This is a genomic window from Nitrosopumilus ureiphilus (genome assembly GCF_013407185.1).
GTDB classification, from domain to species: domain Archaea; phylum Thermoproteota; class Nitrososphaeria; order Nitrososphaerales; family Nitrosopumilaceae; genus Nitrosopumilus; species Nitrosopumilus ureiphilus.
The window spans coordinates 378365-399992 of the sequence record NZ_CP026995.1; the positions used below are offsets into that span (position 1 = coordinate 378365).

General features: G+C 34.2%; 15 protein-coding genes. 8 read left to right on the forward strand and 7 right to left on the reverse strand.

The genetic code is table 11. The annotated features are described in order from the left end of the window. Nucleotides 1-66 precede the first annotated feature (66 nt). Nucleotides 67-522 (forward strand): hypothetical protein, encoded by a 456-nt coding sequence (locus tag C5F50_RS02155; protein ID WP_179372070.1) that lies wholly within the window; start codon nucleotides 67-69, stop codon nucleotides 520-522. Next, entirely contained in the window at nucleotides 500-847 is a 348-nt protein-coding gene (locus C5F50_RS02160; RefSeq protein WP_179372071.1) for a hypothetical protein, read from the forward strand. The genes C5F50_RS02155 and C5F50_RS02160 overlap by 23 nt, the downstream gene beginning before the upstream one ends. A gap of 1316 nt (nucleotides 848-2163) precedes the next feature. Here the strand turns inward: C5F50_RS02160 and C5F50_RS02165 are convergent. Both C5F50_RS02165 and C5F50_RS02170 read right to left on the reverse strand, forming a co-directional pair. Next, nucleotides 2164-3315, reverse strand: coding sequence for a hypothetical protein (locus tag C5F50_RS02165; protein ID WP_179372072.1), 1152 nt, complete (start codon nucleotides 3313-3315; stop codon nucleotides 2164-2166). Further along, a complete protein-coding gene (locus tag C5F50_RS02170; protein WP_179372073.1) occupies nucleotides 3312-3740 on the reverse strand; it encodes a DUF2971 domain-containing protein in 429 nt (142 codons plus the stop codon). Before C5F50_RS02170 ends, C5F50_RS02165 begins: the two co-directional genes overlap by 4 nt. Nucleotides 3741-3968: 228 nt before the next feature. Between C5F50_RS02170 and C5F50_RS02175 the strand changes: the two genes are divergently transcribed. Then, on the forward strand, nucleotides 3969-4175 hold the full coding sequence (locus tag C5F50_RS02175; RefSeq protein ID WP_179370586.1) for a hypothetical protein: 207 nt from the start codon (nucleotides 3969-3971) through the stop codon (nucleotides 4173-4175). Between the two features lie 6 nt (nucleotides 4176-4181). On the opposite strand, the gene C5F50_RS02180 is transcribed toward C5F50_RS02175, so the two are convergent. Together C5F50_RS02180 and C5F50_RS02185 are read right to left on the reverse strand one after the other, a co-directional pair. After that, a complete protein-coding gene (locus tag C5F50_RS02180) occupies nucleotides 4182-4730 on the reverse strand; it encodes a hypothetical protein (protein ID WP_179372074.1) in 549 nt (182 codons plus the stop codon). Then, nucleotides 4723-5529 carry a TIGR02391 family protein gene (locus tag C5F50_RS02185; RefSeq protein ID WP_179372075.1) on the reverse strand — a complete coding sequence of 269 codons (807 nt, stop codon included), beginning with the start codon at nucleotides 5527-5529 and terminating at the stop codon, nucleotides 4723-4725. Before C5F50_RS02185 ends, C5F50_RS02180 begins: the two co-directional genes overlap by 8 nt. 431 nt (nucleotides 5530-5960) lie before the next feature. Here C5F50_RS02185 and C5F50_RS13370 point away from each other — a divergent pair, with 431 nt between their 5' ends. Then, nucleotides 5961-6173, forward strand: a complete 213-nt coding sequence (locus C5F50_RS13370; protein WP_425340051.1) for a transposase — start codon at nucleotides 5961-5963, stop codon at nucleotides 6171-6173. 17 nt (nucleotides 6174-6190) lie between these two features. Here the strand turns inward: C5F50_RS13370 and C5F50_RS02190 are convergent, their stop codons facing one another. After that, nucleotides 6191-6850: a hypothetical protein gene (locus C5F50_RS02190; protein ID WP_179372076.1), complete on the reverse strand. Its 660-nt coding sequence runs from the start codon at nucleotides 6848-6850 to the stop codon at nucleotides 6191-6193. Nucleotides 6851-6941: 91 nt separating this feature from the next. Here C5F50_RS02190 and C5F50_RS02195 point away from each other — a divergent pair, with 91 nt between their 5' ends. Then, nucleotides 6942-7505, forward strand: a complete 564-nt coding sequence (locus tag C5F50_RS02195) for an OsmC family protein (protein ID WP_179372077.1) — start codon at nucleotides 6942-6944, stop codon at nucleotides 7503-7505. A 259-nt stretch (nucleotides 7506-7764) separates the two neighbouring features. Here the strand turns inward: C5F50_RS02195 and C5F50_RS02200 are convergent, their stop codons facing one another. Both C5F50_RS02200 and C5F50_RS02205 read right to left on the reverse strand, forming a co-directional pair. After that, nucleotides 7765-8091, reverse strand: coding sequence for a hypothetical protein (locus tag C5F50_RS02200; protein ID WP_179372078.1), 327 nt, complete (start codon nucleotides 8089-8091; stop codon nucleotides 7765-7767). 339 nt (nucleotides 8092-8430) lie between these two features. Then, the gene (locus C5F50_RS02205; RefSeq protein WP_179372079.1) at nucleotides 8431-8715 is read right to left on the reverse strand and encodes a hypothetical protein; all 285 of its coding nucleotides are present in this window, start codon (nucleotides 8713-8715) and stop codon (nucleotides 8431-8433) included. Between the two features lie 101 nt (nucleotides 8716-8816). Here C5F50_RS02205 and C5F50_RS02210 point away from each other — a divergent pair, with 101 nt between their 5' ends. The 3 genes from C5F50_RS02210 (at nucleotide 8817) to C5F50_RS02220 (ending at nucleotide 21566) form a co-directional block, all read left to right on the forward strand. Next, entirely contained in the window at nucleotides 8817-15632 is a 6816-nt protein-coding gene (locus C5F50_RS02210) for a hypothetical protein (protein WP_179372080.1), read from the forward strand. A gap of 124 nt (nucleotides 15633-15756) precedes the next feature. Then, nucleotides 15757-18756 carry a fibronectin type III domain-containing protein gene (locus C5F50_RS02215; RefSeq protein ID WP_179372081.1) on the forward strand — a complete coding sequence of 1000 codons (3000 nt, stop codon included), beginning with the start codon at nucleotides 15757-15759 and terminating at the stop codon, nucleotides 18754-18756. Next, the gene (locus C5F50_RS02220) at nucleotides 18753-21566 is read left to right on the forward strand and encodes a phospholipase D-like domain-containing protein (protein WP_179372082.1); all 2814 of its coding nucleotides are present in this window, start codon (nucleotides 18753-18755) and stop codon (nucleotides 21564-21566) included. Before C5F50_RS02215 ends, C5F50_RS02220 begins: the two co-directional genes overlap by 4 nt. The last annotated feature ends 62 nt before the right edge of the window (nucleotides 21567-21628 follow it).

The following is a 21628-nucleotide window of genomic DNA, read 5'->3' on the forward strand; positions in this document are numbered from 1 at the left end:
CAAAATAAAAAAAAATCAGATACAGGACAAATCATATTCCCATTTTCTCTCTTTCATCTACAGGATTTGTTAAAAAATAAAAAAACTAAACAAAGAAATGATGTAATCGATTGTATTGTAGATATATCTAAGGGGTGGATTTTAAAATCACATACATTATTCCATAAAAAAGAAATTGAAAATGCAGTATTAATCAAAATAGGTAAAAAACCAATTCACGATATAAAATCACAAATAATTGACAAGGGAATTTCATATACAGCAGGAGATGAATATCATATTACATCAAGTACCGTTTATGGAAAACTTTGGCTTTTAAAAAATGGAGATGAATTAAAAAAACATCTTGATAGTATCGAAGTTATGAAATTCTGCTTAAAAAACGAAGAATTTTGTAAGATAGTAAATCAAACTACAAACAACCTAAAAGCACAAGCATTAAAGTTAGAAGGAAATAGAAACCACAGAAAGAATTGGTCTAAAACTCGAATATGGGACAATGAAATCCATGCATTTTTTTAATGGAACTATAATTCCTCATCTTTCTGAATTTGCGTTAAAAAATAATTTTAAAGATAAAATTATCTATCTATTTAAAAAGAAATCCGATATAGAATCTTTTTTTGAATTATTACCATCAATTGATACTTTTATTCGGCTTATTTTTACTAGAGATAATGAATCACCTGAGCGAAAAATCAAACCTAATGATGCAGTAGATATCAATCACTTATCAGGAGCCATACCTTATTGTGATGTGGTAGTTACAGAAAAAAATGTTTGCAAATTTAGCTTTAAAACAAAAATTATACAAAAAATACAATTGTATTATTCTTTCAGATATTAAAAAACTGAAGAAAATCTTAAACAGTTAATGACAAATTGTGTATTAATTTTATTTTTTAACATGAGTTATCAGGTTTATTTACGCACAACACAGCATACTTTTTTTATAAAATAAAATTCATTGTATTTATTTATCATATCTTTTATTTAAAATAGAAAACATCTTTTTCTCAATAAAAGATAGACATCCCGATATTTTCAGAAGGAATCAGTGCAAAATCCTAGGCATCAACTATACACACATACTAATTACGCGGGGAACCCGATTTGAACTTCCAGAGGGTTTAACCAAATAGATACTCCCCTTAAGAGATTTGAAATAGTTTTACAGCAAATAATTGCAGGCTCTAACCTCTTTGAACTAGCCTACTTTTCATGTTCATATCACACAAAAATTATGAGTTGATAAAACACAATATGGAAATCTACTAAGATTTACCGACTGTTTTTTGCTATTTTCAGAACACTCTGACAGACTGGAACATAAAACCAGACAATACAACTTATGATCTAGGGCTATGGCGAAAAAATCATGGCACCATCACCGGTATATTGCCGTCATTTTATCGCCAGTAAATGCCGTATTGAGAAGAAATCAGCAATAAGAGGCGATAAATGATTACAAAACTCTCCATCAGATAAAGGGTGGGGGTCCTAGGGGACATAACAGTATTCATTTGGGCTGTAGGAATACCCGATGTTACATTTAGGTTAACTTGAATCGCATCATTATTGGAAGCTTCTAATCGGCAATTCCTCGAAAATTATTATTCAGTAATTATGAATCTGTATGGATTCAGAGTTACTCTTCTACAAATATCCAAGCTAGACTTCTAACTTCTTCCCATGATGGATTTAAATTATTATTATAATCTTTGATATTTGTTATGCAAAATTTGTTTATAATGTTCATGAATCATTTGTTTAGATCAATGATCCATGTTATTGAGGGTCTAGATTAATCCTAAAGCGATATTGAGTCTAAAGGGATTCTTGCCAAAATTGAGCTGTGTCTTGCGATCATTTAGGGGCGATCAAGGTAAAATAATATACATGATCGCTAGAAAAACAAGGTTCGAATATTTTTTTCCTGCAAAGTCCTACCACTATTCTTGATACTTCACACACCTACCTAGGTCAGACGCGATACTTTGCAATACTGCTGTTTTGCTTGCGATACTTGATGTATCGTGCACGACACTGCATATTTCATGTGCGATACTAGGATGCTGAAATCACATTTTTGTTAGGCATAATGTGTCTGTTTACCGAGTAGCATTGATTCTATACATAAGACTTTATCTTGCCTTTTAATTTTTAGTGATTTTTGTCATTATGAAACATAATGTTTATGCTATAACATAGACTTTCTAGCATACCATATGCCATACTTGGAGCAAATGTGGATGTATGATCGATATGTGTCATGGAATTTCTGAGTTTTTTAATTGCTTGAAATATGTTTGCTTGCCATTTTGGAATGATTCCATTTGCCATAAGATACGAAATTAATTCATTTGATGACATTGGAAATTTTTTTCCATTAACACGAACCTTGTACAATTTCCAATTTTGTTTTCTTTTTTGGTTTTGCAAACGGCTAAATATTTTTGAATATGTTGGATTAGTTAACTCTTGAATTTCATCTTCATAATGTATTTGAGCTTTATTGCCAATATCTGTAATGAATCTGTATTCCAAAGCGGTGTCGAATGATAACAGGCTGTAATGACTTGCAACTGTAAACAATTGATAGTTGAAAAATGATAAAACATACAGATCTTTTGCAGTTTTAAACATACTTTTGACAGTATCTGGTACCTTCGGAATTAAACTCAAAGAACTTACTTGCTTTTGTAGTTCCTCAATTGTATAGGCAGAACCTCTAAGGTCTGGCTTTAGATATTCTGATATTGGGATTGTTTTTTCTGGTAAAAGTTCATACAGTTTATTGAAATCTATTTTTTCTACTGTATTGTATTTTTGAGCAAAATAATCTGTAAAAAATGGATAGAACGGTGAAGTCATCTCATCTTTGAACTTGTCAAAATTCTCTTTTATGTCATAATCCAAAAAATGCACATAAGCATCTTCTAACGGAAATCCCGCTGTTGACTTTGCTTTGTTTATCTCTGTTGATAATACTTCAGAACGATTTTCAGAAAGACAAAAATTTTTCTGGAGAGCCTTTTTCAACTCTTCTGTATTGCATTCAATTATATCGTGAATTGTTATTTTTGACTCTTCCAGACTTGTCAAATCATATTTTAGTAAACAGCCTCTTTTACTTGGATTGTTTTCATCCAAATTGACTTCGATTATGTCTAATTTGCAAGGTAATTTTGAAAATCCTGTCAATATTGCCTTTTCATTTGGAGAAATTTCTTCTGGATCCTCTTTATGATAATTTCTTTTCATTCTTTCTTTATGATGACTAAAAATTTCAGAGAATAGTTCTTGGTAGTTCATTTCAGAGAAAATAGTTCCGATTTGATAATTTCTTTTTCCAATCCATATTTATTCATGATTGATTTTACCGCTTTTTGAAAGTATGGTTTTGAAAGTGGTGCCAAGTATATTTTTTCAATCAATGTATCTACATCTACATCAACATATTTTCCGTATTCTTCAAATTCTACTTCACTACTTCCGGAATACTTAACATTTTTTGAAATACATGCCCTTAGTTCATTTTCAGCAGAAAACGATTTCCTTTTGACAAAGAAATGTTTGTTATAAATCCAATCTCTCCCAATTCCTTCTTTTGTAGTATCCAAATAAATCACCTGACCTATTCTTATGTAGTCATCAGATTTATTGAACGCATCTTTGAGTCTCTTAACAGAGGATTGTATTGCTATTCCTAAATTATCATCTGCATACATCTTCCACATATGTGCTGATTCGTATTCGCTTACGTGCCAACAGTTAACGACACTATTTTTTCGAAGATCTGAAAGAAATTCATTTCTTTCTTCTGATGCATTTCCAATGATGATGTCTGTGTGTTCTCCCCAAATCTCTTTCTGTTTTATGTAATCCTACTTTTCTTTTATTAGATCAAAATCTGGCCTTATTCCTTCATAGGGATCTAACAGTTTGTTGAGGATAGGAAAAAGACATTGGAGATTAAAGTTCCGCCAATTAAGATTAACAGAGATGATGGTTTAGAGTTGAGAAACAGAATTTTGTCAATGAGTAATGAGGAAAGAAAGAAACTGGAAATCAACAAGAGCACGTTGTGGTATCTTAAAAAGAATGTAATGTCAAAAGACAAGATAAAGATTTATGATAAGATTTTAGAAAAATTACAGAATTGCCGTATGTAATCCATATTAGTTATTGTTTTGATATTTTTGAAGTACCCATGAAACAAAAAAGTATACCACAATTCCAAAAACAATTGCAATTCCTAATAACATTATTTGAAGATTGGTGATCAAATCTTGCCAGAAACCCTCTGCTTCAATTCCTATTACTTCATTTGATCTTATGATGATTTTTATGTCCTCATCACTTATTTTCTGTTCACTGCTTAAAGTTATTCCCAAGTTATCTTTATTGTATAACTGTTGAACATGAAATATTTTATTGTCATTCTTTAGATATTCTGAAATTAATATGCCATCTGATACTAGTGCTGCTGTTGCGTTTGTGAGTTTGATATCCTTTAGCGGAATTACTTCGATTATTACATCTGTGGCTGGTTGAAAACCATTGTTTTTAATCCAAATATTTGTTGTAGATGGCTCATAATCATAAATCAATATTGGCTGTAGAAATGGTTGTGGAACTGTTATTGTAAGTAAAAAGAACACAAATGATGCAGTTACACTAATTGTGTTATTAGAAATTTTTCTGTTTAATGCCTGTTTTTCACTCATTTACTGCTTCATCCAATCTTTTCATTAAGAGGCTGATAAAAGAAAGATACTCTTTTGCTTTTTCAGGATCTTTTAGATGTTGAATAGAATGTGATTTTGGATTTTTTATTCCCAAAAATGCTCCCATGTACAAAAATCTAAATCCTTCTCTTTCATCAATCTGTTCTTGATCATCACCTTCTACAATCTTTATGATTGGATTTTCTTTGTTAAAGACAATATTTGCTAAGTTTACACCAATCTTGTCTTTTACTTTGCTTTTAGATTTGAGTTCTTTTTCTAAAACTTTGACTGCCTCAAAAATTGCCTGAGAGTAATGTTTGTCATGAAAAAGATTCTTGCTTGCTTTGATGATTTTTGGATGTAATTTCATTTCATTTGGTAGTATAGTTTTTTTAGATGTAGAATTTGTAACTGTAAGCTTGTCAGAATATCCAACAAGAATGTCAATCATTCTGCTTATATGCTCAAGCATCTTGTCATAGTCTTTTGATCTGAGTTTTTCAGGAATTTTTAGTATTCTTGATTTTGTGGAATAGTTTTTCTCCAGATAATCAATACAGACATTCATTTCGTCATGAAGCGGCTCAAAGATATCAAAGTTTGAATCATTTTCATCAATAATTCTGTGACATTTCTTCAAAATAGGCAACAATACTGGATGCTCCCCTCTTCCTTTCACTTGTATTTCTAACACTTCTTCGATTTTGCTATCACTTTTCATCAAGTCAATGTAATCATAAAGTTCCTGCAAATCACAGACAACTTCCATCAAATCTGAAACGGATATTCTTTTCACAAATGAACTGTTGCGATATTTTATTAAAATTGATCTTTTCTGTTAACCGTAATTTCATTTTGATTCTTGAAATAATTTGCCAGTTTAACAACTATTTCGTTACAAAATTTTCTGAAACTGTCTTCTGTATCGATCAAATCTGGATCACGCAAATTCATTCACCAAGACAGCGTACCTCTCTGGATTGATTTTTTGAATCTCTAAAAGACGATTACTTATTTCAGATAATACGTATGGATCTAACGTGTTGTCATAATATTGTTGAATAATAAAAGGTAATTTTTGAGAGAGGTCAAGTAACTCATATGATTTTTGAGAATGGGATTTGTTGGAAGTTATTTAATGCGCACAATGTTTCAAAATTATCAATGGAAAATAAATTATGTAATGATGGCAGATCAGATCGTCCATGCGGGAGATACAGAAAAATGATGAGAAGGGAGTTTGATTATACGCTGTACCATCAGAGAAACAAGTGTGAGACGATATTTTCTGTCATCAAGAGAAGATTTGGTTCAGAGACAAAATCATATCACAATGATATGAAGGAGAAGGAATTGTTGTATCGTGTACTGGCTTACAACTGTCACAGGATGTGTGTGATTTCTGCTTTATTGTGGATGATTTCTAGGAAGCCGACTTGATTAGTTAGAATCTTAATTTAATTCAAAAATATCTTATGAATGCTCTCTTTTGTAATATGTAGTTTGTAAATATCATCATTTTTTAGAACAAAGATTCTATCATGCATCAAAAATAACTCAATCATATCTGTAATGTCAGAATTCATCAAATCACTCGCTTTGTATGGACAAAACATTAATCCTGGAAGCCTAGCATCATCATATTGTTTTTCAAGCTTCATTGCCTGAGTAAATGAATTATTTGCAACATCTGTAATTACAAAGTCAACACAACACAATGGTTTTTTCGTTGATGCTTTTGTAATGTTTTGAATTACTTTACCACAATATTTTGAACCATCTTCTCCATGTGGTTTGTATGGTTTAACCGTTCCATTATACCAATTAAGTTTGGATAAAACTTTTTCTGTATGGTGTTTTGGGGGTGCAGCAAATGACTTGAACCATTCTGTACTGCTTGTCATTCTGTCCAAAGAATTTAGAAACCCATTCATTGATTTTTCATCAGAGTAAATTAGTAAATCATGTACGTGAGGAACATGTATTTTTTTATCAAGCCACTGTTCTACAGCATCTTTTACTATAGAATTAATTGAAACCCCCATCTGATCTGATTTTTTTCCAAGTTCAAAATGAGTTGAATCGTCGAATCCTCTAATCAGAATATCTTTTGTCAATGATATCATTCCTAATCATGATTATATAAATTATGATATCATGATATCATAAATAGATAAATTAATATAATGATATCATGATATCACTAACATGAATGTTCAAACCCGAGCAAAAATGGTAAATGGTGTTAATGTCACTCAACTTTTTGAAACGATTGACAGCATCAAAGAAAATGGTGAGATTGCAAAATTCAACTTTCGTGTCCAAAACAAGTGGGTTGGCGGAACAGAAAATCACACAACTGTCAATGATTACTATGGTGCATGCAAGACTCACACCAGAAGTAAACCCCATACATTTGTCAAAGATGAACCACCAGTTCTCTTAGGAAAAGATAGAGGAGCAAATCCTGTTGAATACCTTTTAGCAGGATTAGCTGGGTGTGTAACGACTAGTTTAGTTGCTCATGCAGCAGCAAGAGGGGTGAAGATTGATTCAATTGAATCAACTCTAGAGGGGAATATTGATCTTCATGGATTACTTCAGTTAGATGATACGAATCCTGGATATCAAGGAATCAACATCTCTTTTAAGATAAAGTCTGATACATCTGATGAAATCTTGCAGGAATTGATTGAGCTTGCAAAGAAGGCCTCTCCGGTTGCAAATACAATATCAAGACCAACTCCTGTAAATGTAAAATTGATAAGATAAGATGGAATTTTCCTCTTTTTATTTTAAAATTTACTTTAATGTTTATTCTGCGTCAATTTTATCCCCAATTTGGTAGGCGAGTCCTCGTAGAGTTGAATCTGTGAGCCATTTTTGGGTCTATTTTGGCCTAAAACTGAAGGGAGTTGAACTATTTTCACAAATCCCGCCGAAGGATTTGAAATACTAATTCGAATCCCCAATGTTCAAATCCCAATAGGTTTGAACATCATAATCCTGTATAGATCACGTAATTCTTAATTTATTGAGAAATTTTATTCTCATCTATGAATGATTCATTCCATTTCTTTGACCATATTCTCATAACAAACACTTGAAGGATGACAAAGATAATCGTGAATAGAATGACACTTTCAGGTAAGCGACCTTCAAATGATCCAAATGAAATATAATATTCTTCTCCAAAAAAGAAACGTGTTTGAACGAGTTCAAAGATAAACCCTCCTACCCCAAAAATCAAAAACCATAATCTTAATTTTTGAATCTTGTAACTTGCATAGAAATTTAGAATCGGAATCACAGCAAAAATCATCTGTAGTATTACATTTACGGGCTTTTTTCCAACCATAATTCTAATTCACGTAATCACATAAATGAATATCAGCATTTGGAGTTAATTTGTTAAACCTATTGTATAATTCAACTATAGATTACACAAGATAATCATAGTAAGATTACCCATTCAAATCCTAATGGATTTGGTTGTTGGTAGGGTGTTGAACTAATTCTTCATATCTCTTTAAAAGATTCAATGTTCAAATCTTGACAGGTTTGCACATGTTTTTTAGAATAGTGTGTTTAACTAAAACTTCAAAGCCTTATACTTATGCTAAACATGTCAAGTAAATTATTATTGAATATACTAGCGATGTGAACTCAACGTTTGAATCCACTAAATAACTAAATTTCATGACTCAGGACAATCAATTACTGTTTTTTTATCATACCATAATGTCTTGCCTATTACCAACACCATGACATCATCCCTAAAGCAGATTGTTTCTGAAGTTGACGCAGATTCTGAATCACGAATTTCTATGGATGGGGCATCACGTGGCTCATCAGATGTACTAGGAATTGCTCTATATCCTACATAATTTGCATTACTGAGATATTCAAATTGCTCCCATGAATCATTAAAATCAATTGTAAAAAACTTTCTTGGAAAGTTGGGCATTAAGGAAAAAGACATAATCTTATCGTAATTGCGTGGAAAATAACTTTATTGTTGATCGCAATTTAAAAAGCACATGATAATTACCTATTAAGAAGTTATTACAAAACAATGATAATATGTTGGTATCTGAGAGAGATTCTAATGTAAGCTTTATTTCTTTTCTTGCCCCTTATTTTTTGGCAGGATTTACACTACCAGAAGAAATACAGAATTTTTTAGATAGTTTTGAAATTAAAAAACTCCATTCTGCACATGATGATGAATCTATAGTTTATTCTGGGACTGCATTAGTAAAACTCGGTTCTGATCCTATAATTTCAAAAGGTAACACTAAATTTAGTTTTGAAGGATTTGAAACTGACTTTAGATTCACAATTCCTAGAATGGGTTCAGCATTTGTTGATGACATTATAGAAGAAATGGAAGACAGAACTTCTTCAACTGCAGTAAGTGATCTTTTTGCAGTGTTTGATTCTGCACCAGAAACAAACGATAAACCCTCAATTCAATTCAAGTTGGAACTGTTAATGAATACACTTACATTTCAACTTCCAGATTTGTGGAAACCTGGCAAACTAACCGATGATAATAAACTAATTGAAAATACTAGTCCAGAATTTGAAGGTCGGGTAAAAATCGTATTGCCAAAAATATCCTTTGTTATTGAAAGAAGCATGGATGATTATTTTGATTTTGATTTTGATCTTAAGTCTTGGGGTAGCCGTTCATTAGACGATAATGACCTTGAATCTGGCGACTTGGTACGGATGATTCCTCCAATTGCAGTACATCATACAGGACGATGGGGGTTTGGAATTGAAAACATAATATTGGATTTAAGCTCAGAATACACTCCGCCAGATATCTTAGAAGAATTTGGTATAGGTGAGGGATTTAAGGGCCTTTACATAAGAGGAGGTAGATTCTACTGGGAAAATCAATCTCTGAGTTTTGGTTTTCAACTATCTCTTGAAAAATTACTCTTTACTATCCCTCGGAATGATTTCTTAATTGATGTTTCTGGGGACGTATACATTAATGAAGGAAACTTGGAAGTTATTCCTCTCATTTACGATGGTGGAAGAAAACTCTTACTAAAAGAAAATGAAGTCACAGAAATACCCGATTCTTCTATTCTTCAGCTTGAAATTTCTGGTGGAACACCTCCATATGACATTAACATAACTTTTGATAATGACAGTACAAATCATTGGGATGATGTTACAAAAGAAGTATCCTTTGCTGGAAAAACAAATTCTTCAAAATTTACTATTAGTGTAGAAGACATTTCAGAACCAAAAAAAAGTTTCTCAAGAACATATGACATAAACATAACTGAGAAACTAGTTAATGAAAATGATGGTACGGAGTATGATAGACCAGCAAAGCTTCTTCCAATAAACATCACAATAAATTCTGAACCAATATCTGGATATGCTATAACTCATTTGAAATCAAATGGTAATGGCGTTGAAACCTTTAAGGTTCTTGGAGGAAAAAATCCTATAGTAAAAATTTACAATAATGACAATGAATTAATCGATGGAATTGAACTTGATGAATTAAATCGATTATTTTCATTTGAGGTACAAGAAAATCAAAGATATACCATAATCATAGATTTTCCAGAAAAAAATGATAATGAAACCTTTGAATTTTATTTTAAAAATGACAAACCGAACATAGTTAATATTAGTGCATACGTCGATTATGATACAGTATCGTCAGATATTTTTCAGAATTATTCATCATCGTATGGTGGCTATAAAGGAATCAATTCCTTTAAGTTTTGGCTAACTAATGTTAAAACAACAAATGGAATTGCAGAATTTATTATAACCGCATATGATGCATACCCAGATAATCTTGAAGATTTCATAGAAGAAATTAGAACTCTTGAACAAGACCCAGATTTACAGGATAATGAACACCAAGTTCTGGTATCTCTTAGTTCTCGATATTTTCCTGGTAATAATCTGTTATTCGGTGATAATCCTTCAGATGATACATATTATGATTCAGAAAATGATGAAGAAAAACTAGATGGTTTGTCTAGTTATCCCTCACGTATTTTAAAAGGATTATTTTCAATAATAAGAAACAGAAATTTTCTAAGAAAAATAGCCATACATAACTCTATGATTAATTTCTCTGGCGGCAATTTATTTATTGAATTTCATAATGTGGTAAAAGACTCCTACCATGAAATTCCATCTAACCATGAAAATAATTATTTTGGAAAGCTAGAAGTACAGGCAGCAGTTCATTACCCTCAAACAAATATCAGTGCCACAATTGAAAGAGATAATTCAGCCAATCTTCATGAATCTGATTTATCTCTGCTTCCCACACCTGTTCCTCCAAGAACACCAAAGGCCCCAAGTGCAATAAAAAGAATAGGAGTAAAATTTAGTGCTAGAAAAGACAACTACATCTTTGGTGAATTATTATTAAAACTTGATTTTCTAACAGAACTTGAAAAAAAAATTCGTTCATCTGATGACTTATCAGCACCTCCTTCCGGATTTGGAACTGATGGGGTATTTGAAATAAAGTTTGGAATTTCTTATGACTATATCACAAAAACTTTTACAGAAACCGGATCGTTAAGATCCGATGATCATAACGGATTACTTCAATTAGAAAATAGTGTTGATGATGAATATACTGAATTTAAAAATATTTTAGGTTCTTTACTAATTGCTGCTCCATTACTTGATGATCCTAATGCAGAAACGAATGAACGTATTAGAAGAGCCGCATTAGGTGGCGCTATGGCAGTTGTTAGTGGGTTATTGGAACTTGTAAAAACTAAAAAAATCACTCTTCATGGTTTGGAGTTGATATTGCAACACATACGTGGAGAATCATTTTCAAATGCCGCATTGTTTTTTGATTACAGTGTTTTGTTTGATATTGATATTCCTGCATTGGGAATTTCATCGTCAGAACCACTTAAGGTTCGCTACAATGCAATGGGATTTAATCTTAATTTTGATAATGGCTTTGAGTACAACACGGTTTTTGATTCTTCAAAAGGCTATGAATTAAACCTGACAGATCCCGGTCTGTTTAACATCGCCGGTCCATTAGGCGATATAATTCAAATTATTGCAGTAAATGTTATTAGATACAATCCTTCTACAATCAATTTTGATCTGGCATTAAAGGGAGATACTGGAGTGATTTCAGTTGACAAGTTCAAGGTCATGATTCCATTGAATGATCCTTCTAAATCGACTGTAATTTTACCAACCACCGTTAAAATTGATATCCCAAAAACAATTGTTGGGAAAGGCAGTCTTTCAATTAAAGACGTAGATGGTGGAAAGAAAATTTCCGGCTCTATTGATCTTACTGTGATTCCAGCAAAACTTAGGATTTCAGCTGGAGTGATGACTGAACCAGTAAGAGGACCAGAAACAGTACCTGAATCAGAGCAACGAAAGTCAACTGCAGTGCTTGTTGGAATGGATTTGGAGTTTGGTTCTCCGATAATTCTTCCTGCTTCTGGACTTGGAATATATGGATTCAGCGGTCTTTTTGCTATGCACTACAAACGGGCTGAAAAGACTCGTCCTCCTGGAAGCAGTGTCAGTCCTGCGTTATTGTGGCTAAAAGAAGCAGGCGGAAAGCCTACTACTATATCTTCATCTTTGTGGAAGCCTGAGCTTGATAAATGGAGTTTTGGTGTAGGAATAATACTTGGCACTTTGGATTCTGGCGTTACTTGTAACCTTCATGGAACATTCATGTTAGAACTTCCGGGTCCAAGACTTTTGATTTTTGTAAAAATGTCTTTTCTCAAAAAACTTCCAAAACCTGATGATGGAGATATTGATGTTGGAATTCTTGGTGTTGTTGATCTAGATTTTAACGAAAACACGTTAACTGTAGGGCTGCTTGTAAACTATGACGTTGAAAAGCTAATCTCAATAGAGCTTCCAGTTGAGTTGTTCTTTAAACTAGATAATATGAAAAACTGGCACCTCTACATTGGAACTATTTCACATCCTGCTCAAGCAAGAATACTCAACATTGTAAAGGGTTCGGCATACTTTATGGCAGATGGAAAAGATATCGAAAATTTTCCAATATCAAGAGATCAACGCATTACTTTACCTGGGATTGCACTTGCAACCGGAATTGAAGCTTCAGTAATAATTGGCAATGAACGTATCGGAATATATCTCAAAGTGTCCGCAGGTGCACATCTGGGCATCTCATCTTCCCCATTCCTTATTGCAGGTTATATTCATCTTGAAGGTGAGCTACGTCTCATAATAATCAGCATTGGTGTTCAAAGTGATCTTTCAGTTCTTGCTCCAAAACCAACATACATCGAAGGCAGAATATGTGGAAAAATCAGATTGCTATTTTTTACAATTGAAGGATGTGTAAAACTAAGTATCGGAGATCCTGAACGAGAACTTTCTCCAAGCAACCTTGTAACAAATGTGTATCTACAGAGTCGCTCTCCTGCAATCTCTGAAGGACAGGGATCTGAAAGACCAATTGATGCAAGCCTTGGAAATGCAGTTGCAGGAGATAGCGGTGAAACTTTGCCTGTAGTCCCAATTGATTCTGTCCCAGTAATCCAAATGATTGCTTCACCACTTGTCAATAATGTTGCAACTTTTACTTCCACACTACGCACGCCTCCAAGTCTTTCTGTTACATCTGAAGGTATTGGATGGCTGGAAATGGGCGGTGACACCAAAGTCCGATATTCGCTTACAAGTTTACAAATCACTCCTAGTGTGGCCCCAATGGAAGCTTCGGCTGTCTGGCGACGAGATTATCCACCAGGGCAACCAGGTTCTAATACCAACGTAGAGCTTGCATTGTTCACAACGGTACCCGTTGCAATTGAGAAGGCACTAGAAAGATCAGAATCACTAGATAATGTAGTTAATGAAGGATGGGGCAATATCTGTGATTCAATCCAACAGGCTGTTCCAACTCTTTGGATGTTTTGTGGACAACCATACGGATTATCTGGCAGCGGTTGGAATGTCAATGGCTCTTACCTAAATGAACAAAATAACAATGACACCGGCCCTATTCTATATGTAGAAGAACCATCACCTTCAACACAGGAACTGCTATACAATGTCATTGACAGAAGACGCAGTGGACAATTTACAGTTCCTGCCAGAATAATTGTAAACATGAAACCCGATTTTTCTAAAAAGATAAAGAAAAAACCACTCTGTAATAAATTACTTCAATTACCAAAAACAAAGACAGTACAAAAAAATAATAGTTTTGACTTTAAAATACCAAAAATAATTCGTGGTGAAAATAATTGGCTAAGGTTTCATGTTGGAAGATCATCAAGTGTCGCAATACTTTTGGCAACTAGCAACAAATATGTTTACATTAATCAACTTGATGCTTCTGAACAATTACTTTCCTCCAAACATATTTCAGAATCAGAAATAACTCAAACTCCAGTTTCAAGCTACAGAGATCTACCACAACACTGGCTTGATTCTTCATTGTCATCTAAAATTACTTCTATGTTAGAATCAATAATGAATTTTGAGAACCTTCAAAAACTACTTGTAACATTTACGCCTCATTCAGATTGTAGAATCATAGAGATAGTAAATGAATACATTCCAGGAGAATATGATACATTTATCGGTGCTATTGAAAGCCTCTCAACGACTGACGTTGAACGCGTAACTACTGCAGAAAGAATAAACCAAGACAGACAAGATGCATTAGAAGAATATCTTAATAATCCATCCATACAGCTCTTGGAGCCCGATACTGTATATCAGTTGAATGTAGGATATACCGCTGATATCAAAAAAGATTCAAACACACAAACCTCTGACATTACACAAACTTTCAAGTTCAAGACAGACAACATCGCTCCAAAAAATCTAAATCAGTTTATGCTTGGCACTGTGCCAGTTCAAGAAGAACAATACCACTTCTATGGTGAGCCAATAAAGATTGTCTTTAATGATGGCTATGTTTTGGATCTTTATGAAAAATACGGCAAAAGACTCGATGCTGAGCTCCATCCCGGTAATGGACCAGATGATGGTACTGAGATAATCAGAACAACACTATCTGAGCCAGAACCGGTAAACGATGCCATAATAACTTCTCCTTTTAGAGAGTCTATAACAAGACTTGCAGGAAGAAGACTCACATGTATTCCGCCAATCAATAACTCTGCATATGCAAGACACACTTTGGATTTCTCCCTCAAGCCATCAATGTCATACACTTTTGATATTGTTGCAACTTCATCAGGAAATAATCAAAGTGCTAATGATTCTGCAGGTTCTCAGAGTTCAAGCGTAATAGAACCATTATTTCGTCGCAATTTTGTCACATCTAGATATGAAACTTTGAAAGACTTTGTAGATGATTTCCCATCTCAAATACAACATGGTATGCTAAAAAGTCAGTTTTCAGTAACTGGCGATGATCCTGTAATGACATTGTCTGATCAGGAAATTCAAGAAAAATTATTAGAATCTGTAGGCAAGGTAATTACTCCTCCTGAAGAAAATAATATTACTGTTTTCTGGATGCAGCAAGATGAAAAATATGTGCCATGTATAATTTTAATTGATTCTGTAGAACCTGCATGGAGAAATAGATTGGAGCTAAGACTGGAGACTGTTCCAAATCAGGATGATCCTACCTTCAAGAGAGCTATAGATGAAAAAGTACCTTCCTTACAAATTCAAGAATCCAACGGATATGTTTCCAAATTCATATGTTCACCAAGTGGAACAAGAACCATCGTGATTCTTTCTGAAGATTTTATTCAAAAAGTATCTAGAGTACTTTTCTTGAAATTTGTATCGCCTCCAAGCAATCTGTTTGATATCTCTACAACTGAAGAGCCATTGGAGATAAGATTGCCATTTAATGCACCATGGGAAGATGATTCAGTTGACTAGATTAGTATTTCCTGAACTTTTTCAGCTTTTGCACTCGAGTCTTCAAATTCCTCCCCATCAACAAAAAAGAATTCTTGCCGATATTTACTCATTCTATAAAACTCTAAAACAAAAATCAAAGATAATGCCACTAACCGACATTAACACTAATCCTGTGGTGTTACGATGGCTTTCAGAACCCATTTTGGGATTTCCAGTAATGCCATTCAAAGTCTACCGCAGACAAAAAAACTATGAAAAAATGTGGAAAAGATTACCCTACAGACTTAGCAATAATGTTATCCAGTTTGATGCAGACATGTATGCTGTGGAGTTGAAGATGTTTTCATCTGCTCCGATTCAAGTGGAATTTTTAGATGAAAACGATGTTGTATTAAAACAAGAAACACTAAACCGGGAAAACATCTACAGATTCGTAAAATCTGGAATCAAAGCCTTGAGAATGAGCGGTACTCCTGCAAATTTATCAATACAAGGAATTACTTCTCATGATTATGCAAATTTGAGTGATTGGGAAATGATAGAAAGTGTTGGATTTCCAGTTGATTCACAATTCCGCTCAAATACTTATTTTGGTGGTAAACAGTCCTTCCCTAGTGCACCACTTAACGGATATGATGCAGCACTATTGCGACTTGCAATAGCAAAATCGTCTTTGCCAACAATGCCATCTTCTCCAATTGCTTCTATGCCTATTAGTTGGAACTATCCTATCCCAGAAAGATATTTGCAGTTTCTAGGGAATGAACATCAAAACGAGTATGCGAAAAATTCCATACTTTATATGATTTTCAAATGCATGGATGCGGCAGATAATGCTACCACTATGCAAAGAGATTATTTGCATCATCTAAACATGGATGGAATTTATCAGCAAGGTACAACATTTGATTCTTCATCTGATACTTCATCTGTGGATATTCCTGTGGTACAATTAACTCTGGCAATGATTGGTTTGGATCCTTTTGCATCTACTGCATTGGGATATGGAACAATAGATGTTTTCCCCTCAACAAAGAAAACCAATCTAGAGCATGATTACATGGTGGTGGGAACATTTTCAGTATTTGGAAATAAATTTGAAATTGCAGCTCTTGGAAACACTGAAAATCTCTCTCAGCGCATATCAAATCTCACTGTTACTAAAAAATTCCAAACTCCTCCATTACACAGAGATGGAATGCTATCTGAAACCTTAGATCTGAGATGGAATACTCCAGCTAATCCATATTCCTATCTTGCAGTTCAATCTAATCGAAATGAGTATTTCATCAATCCAAGAGTTGTTGGCTCTCCATCGCTTTGGGTTCCATCTGATATTGGTGATAACAGCCAGATATCTTATGTGGTTTCTGATTTCAATCTACCACTAAACAACCAAGCTGATGTTGATTTTATGGTAATAGGAGTAGATGTTTTTGGTAAATGGACAAACTGGATTGCCAAAAGATATGCCCCTGTTTTACCTCCTGTATTGAAACCCGGATTGTTTTCTGTTGTTGTAGAACCAAAACCCAACGAACCATCAAAATTTCTGATGGAGATTGATTTTTCATGGGACTGGTCTACTCGTTCTCCTGAATCAATTGAATTTTTTGGAAAATTCTTTCCTTCTGATATGGCACCACCTTCTGTCACTTCGGGCTTTCAAACATCCAATACTGATTTGTCATCCACAATTGATCTTAAAATTACCTTTTCTGAAGATATGCCATACGTACATTCCTCAGTTGGTATTGTTGAGATACTGAATCCTGAGGATATAGAGGAATCAATGCCTGAAAGAAATATCAGGTATAAACTATCTTTGGAGATTGATTGCACCTTTGATAACCAATCAGAAATATCTTATGTTGTCTATGCATGTGGAGAAGAAAAAATTCGTCCTGGACAAAAAAGTGACTTTACGAATCCCTTGAGGGCCCAAATTCTAAATCCAAATCCTCCGTCCCCTCCTGAACTAAATACCTCATTACTTTGGACAACTCCTCCTGACGCGACCAAAAAAGCTAGAGCACTTTTGAAATGGCAACCAATTGCTGGAGCAGTAGGTTATGCCATATGGACAAGCAATGAGTCTGCACTCAAAAATGTAGAAGGTGTTTCTCTCAACGGTGATTCAATCATTGAACGTGCAAACAGCTTAATCTCTGAAGTCAATTCTACAAAATGTATTTCAGAATTTTCAAGAATAAACTCAACCTTGATTCCAGAAAATAGATATGAAATTGAAATTTCTGGAAATTCAGATATAATATATGCATACAAGGTGTCTGCGATCAACAACAACAATTTAGAGTCTTCAAAATCTAATGCATTGCTTTATGCAGTTCCCAAAGTTTCAAAACCGGCACCGCCAAAACTTGTTCTTAAAAATATAGATGCAAATTCCGAATCTTCGACAAACATTAGACTTACTGCTATTCCCGGAGATGAAACCACACTTGAAGGATATCGACTCTTTAGAGTAAGAAATCCAGATCTTATGCGTGTTCCCGGATTAACTGGACCTCCAATATGTGATGTCGATGATCCAAACTGGACAACAATATCTGATGTGGAGGATCCGTGGTGGGTTGCAAAATTTGGAGATTCAGAAGATGCAGAAATTTCGGAGACACTCCGAAAATATAGTGAAGTTGAGGATGTTGTAGAGACTAGCTGGTATCCGTACTATTATCAACTAACTGCGTTAGGAAAAACTAATTCTGTTGCTGGTTACTTTGGTACGGAGTCAAAACCCTCTGCCGTAGTGGAAGGATTCAATCTCCCCAAACACGGTCCCTCAATTTCTAATGTAAGAATCAATTATGATGACTCAAACAATTCAATGCCTATAATATCATTCGAATCTAATATTCCAGTAAAAAATACAACTGTTGGTATAGCAAAAATTACATTATTCAAAAAATCCAATTCAAAGTTTGAACATATTCTTACCAAAGACACTGATACAATCCCATATTATCCAAATAACTCTAGTCCAATTACAAAAAAACTTGTATCTCATACAAGATCAGAATTTGTAATACAGCTAAATGAACAAATTGACAAACTGCACATACAAGTAACCGATTCTTTGAGACGAACTTGTAATGAATTAATTGATGTGGTGGTAGAATGAGCTTAGATGATTTTGCGCTTGAGGCATTTGGAATAAACATTCCAGTTATGTCCGGAGTGTGGTCTGAGCTAGAAAATATATCATTTAATGAAAATGATCTTAGTCTTAGCTCTACTAATTGGAGATCTCCTATGTCTGGCATAATGCAAGATTTTGATCATTCTACAAAAATTACCTTGCTTGAACTGGATGGACAACAAACAACTTTCACAGGTTCCCTGTTAATAATTTCTGAAGAATCATATCTAAAGCTTCAAAAACTCTATAGTTTTGTTATTGAAAATACCACTTCTTTGCCTGTAAGGCCCGTACCGAGATACTTTCTTTTCAGCGGTGATGTAACTTCGTCGGGAATCATCAAAGCAAATGATCTGATAGAAAGTTCTGACGAGCTTGTTCTAAAAATCTTTGATAATGATGGAATGATAATTGATCCACTGGCAGTTGCATCCGCATTTAATCTAATTATTAATGCACATGAAATTTTGAATAAAAATGAACGCAACGACCTTCAAGAAATGGTTAATGGATTACTTGACAGCAGTTTGGTGAGAGTTGCAATTACACATCCGGATGGAAGTCCATACGACAGAGATGACCTGACAAATGTTACACCACATAATGCTTCAGGATTGTTTACGTTAGATGATCCAAACATTCCAATAAGTTTTGATAGTAGTAACTTGCAAACTCTGATGGGGCCCTCAACTAATGGAGTGCTATCTGAAGAATTTAATATTCCTGCTGTAATCGTATCTATGCTCCTATCTGACATATGTGATTTTTTTAGATTGCGAGTTGTTAGATTAGATACATATCTACCGGGAACTCCAAATGTGGACTTTAGAGGCTCACAATTAGAATACCGGCCCAAAATCCGTACCGATGAAAATATTTCATTCCTTAATAATGGAAATGAAATTCTTGCAAGCTTATTTGAGACCGATTCAGCTGACATAACACTATGTACATCTCCTATGATTTCTACTACTTTTGATGTTCCAGGAAATGCTAACATACGCTGGCCAAATTTTCCTATATCTTCGGGCATTATAGAAAATGAAATACCATCACAAATTCAACAAATCAATGCAAATTTTGTCTTGAATAATTCCGAAGAGCAGGGCGATGTACATTTGACCATTGATGGTTTATCTAAAAACTCTTGGGTATGCATCTTTCCTCGTAAAATAATTGATAATAGTGTAGTTCGTGGTGATGGTTTTGGAAGTCTAGTTAATGCAGCTGGACAACTCTCAGTATATTTGATTGATCCACTAGATATCAGAAAAACAAATCAAACTTCTATTGTAAATAATTCTCCAAAACTTTTGTTTGATTTGGTTATTGTCACAAGAGATAACAAATCACGAATTTTTGGCAATCTTTCTTGCATCATTCAGAATTCAAATGAAGAGTTTATGACAACTACTGACAACAAATTTGCTGAAATTGATTTCAAAGGTGAATCAAAGGCAAATATCTTAGGTTTGGGTACTGATCCTACACCTCCACCAGATACTGGTGAACTACTTAACAATGTCATGGTTTTTGATGATGTAACTGAATCTCCACGACTTCCAACCATGACTCGTCGCGATCTACTAATGGCAGAAAGAATCTCTGAACACTGGAAGGCAACCATTGCAGGTGGATTACTTGCAGGAGAGATGATAAATGCTGACCAAAGATTTGGCAGTCCGGGTCGACCAAGCGGAAAAGAAACACAAGCAGTTGGCGTATTTACAGAAAATGGACTCTTGGCATATGATGTTGCAAGAATGGCACTAAAACGAACTAATTCTGATATCAATGAAAGGCTTTTAGTTTTATCCGACTCTGTTTGGAGAGAACCTGCATTTGGTACAGGACAATTTGCATGTTCACTACTTCGTAATATTTCTCCTTTGTGTGAAACACCCACGTTTGGAACATTTAGAGAATATCTGGAAAGCAATGATCTACCAGACAACTTGAATGACTTGGTTAGTTTAATCCATCCAAACTTGACACTTCCTTCTTATGATGATGAAACTAGAGATAGAATTTATTCTGAAATTCATGATGAAGTTATAACATCGTGTTTTGGTAGAAGGGACACACAATGGGCACTGGAACATGCAATATCTAATGCAAGAAATTTTATTTACATAGAATCTCCTTCACTTGCTTCTACCATGTATGGTGATCCCGCATCTTTTTCTGTTGATCTTTTCAATATTTTAAAAGAAAGACTTGATGAAATGCCTGGACTGCATGTTATTTTTTGCATTCCGAAATTACCTGACTATCCACAATCCTATGCACCCATGATTAATTTTGAAATCAAAGATAGAACAATGAAAATGAATTCACTGAATCATCAAGAACAAGTTGTTGCATTTCATCCCATTGGATTTCCAGGTAAATTTTCTAGCTTAGAGACAACTACAATTATTGTAGATGATCTGTGGATGCTTGTTGGCTCAAGTACGTTTAGGAGACGTGGTCTTACCTTTGATGGAAGTAGCGATATAGTACTTACTGACACCCAAATTGAAAATGGTCGTTCCTCAAGCATATGCAGTTTTAGAAAAAAACTTTTGAGCAGTAGGTTGGGGATAGATGATTCTAGCTCGAATCTTGTGAGATTACATGATGGTGTAGAATCATTTTATGTAATACGAGAAATGTTGGTTGCAGGTGGACTAGGCAAGATTAAACGATTTTGGAAAAGCGAGCCAGACTCTGCAACCAATGATTATCTTCTCAATCCAGATGGGCAATTGATCTCCCCTGATAGAATCCTTGAATTTCTACCCCAATTTTAAACCGATATTTTGTTACGTCTGGAGACTCCCTGCAACAAAAAATATGTGTACTTTTCGTAACT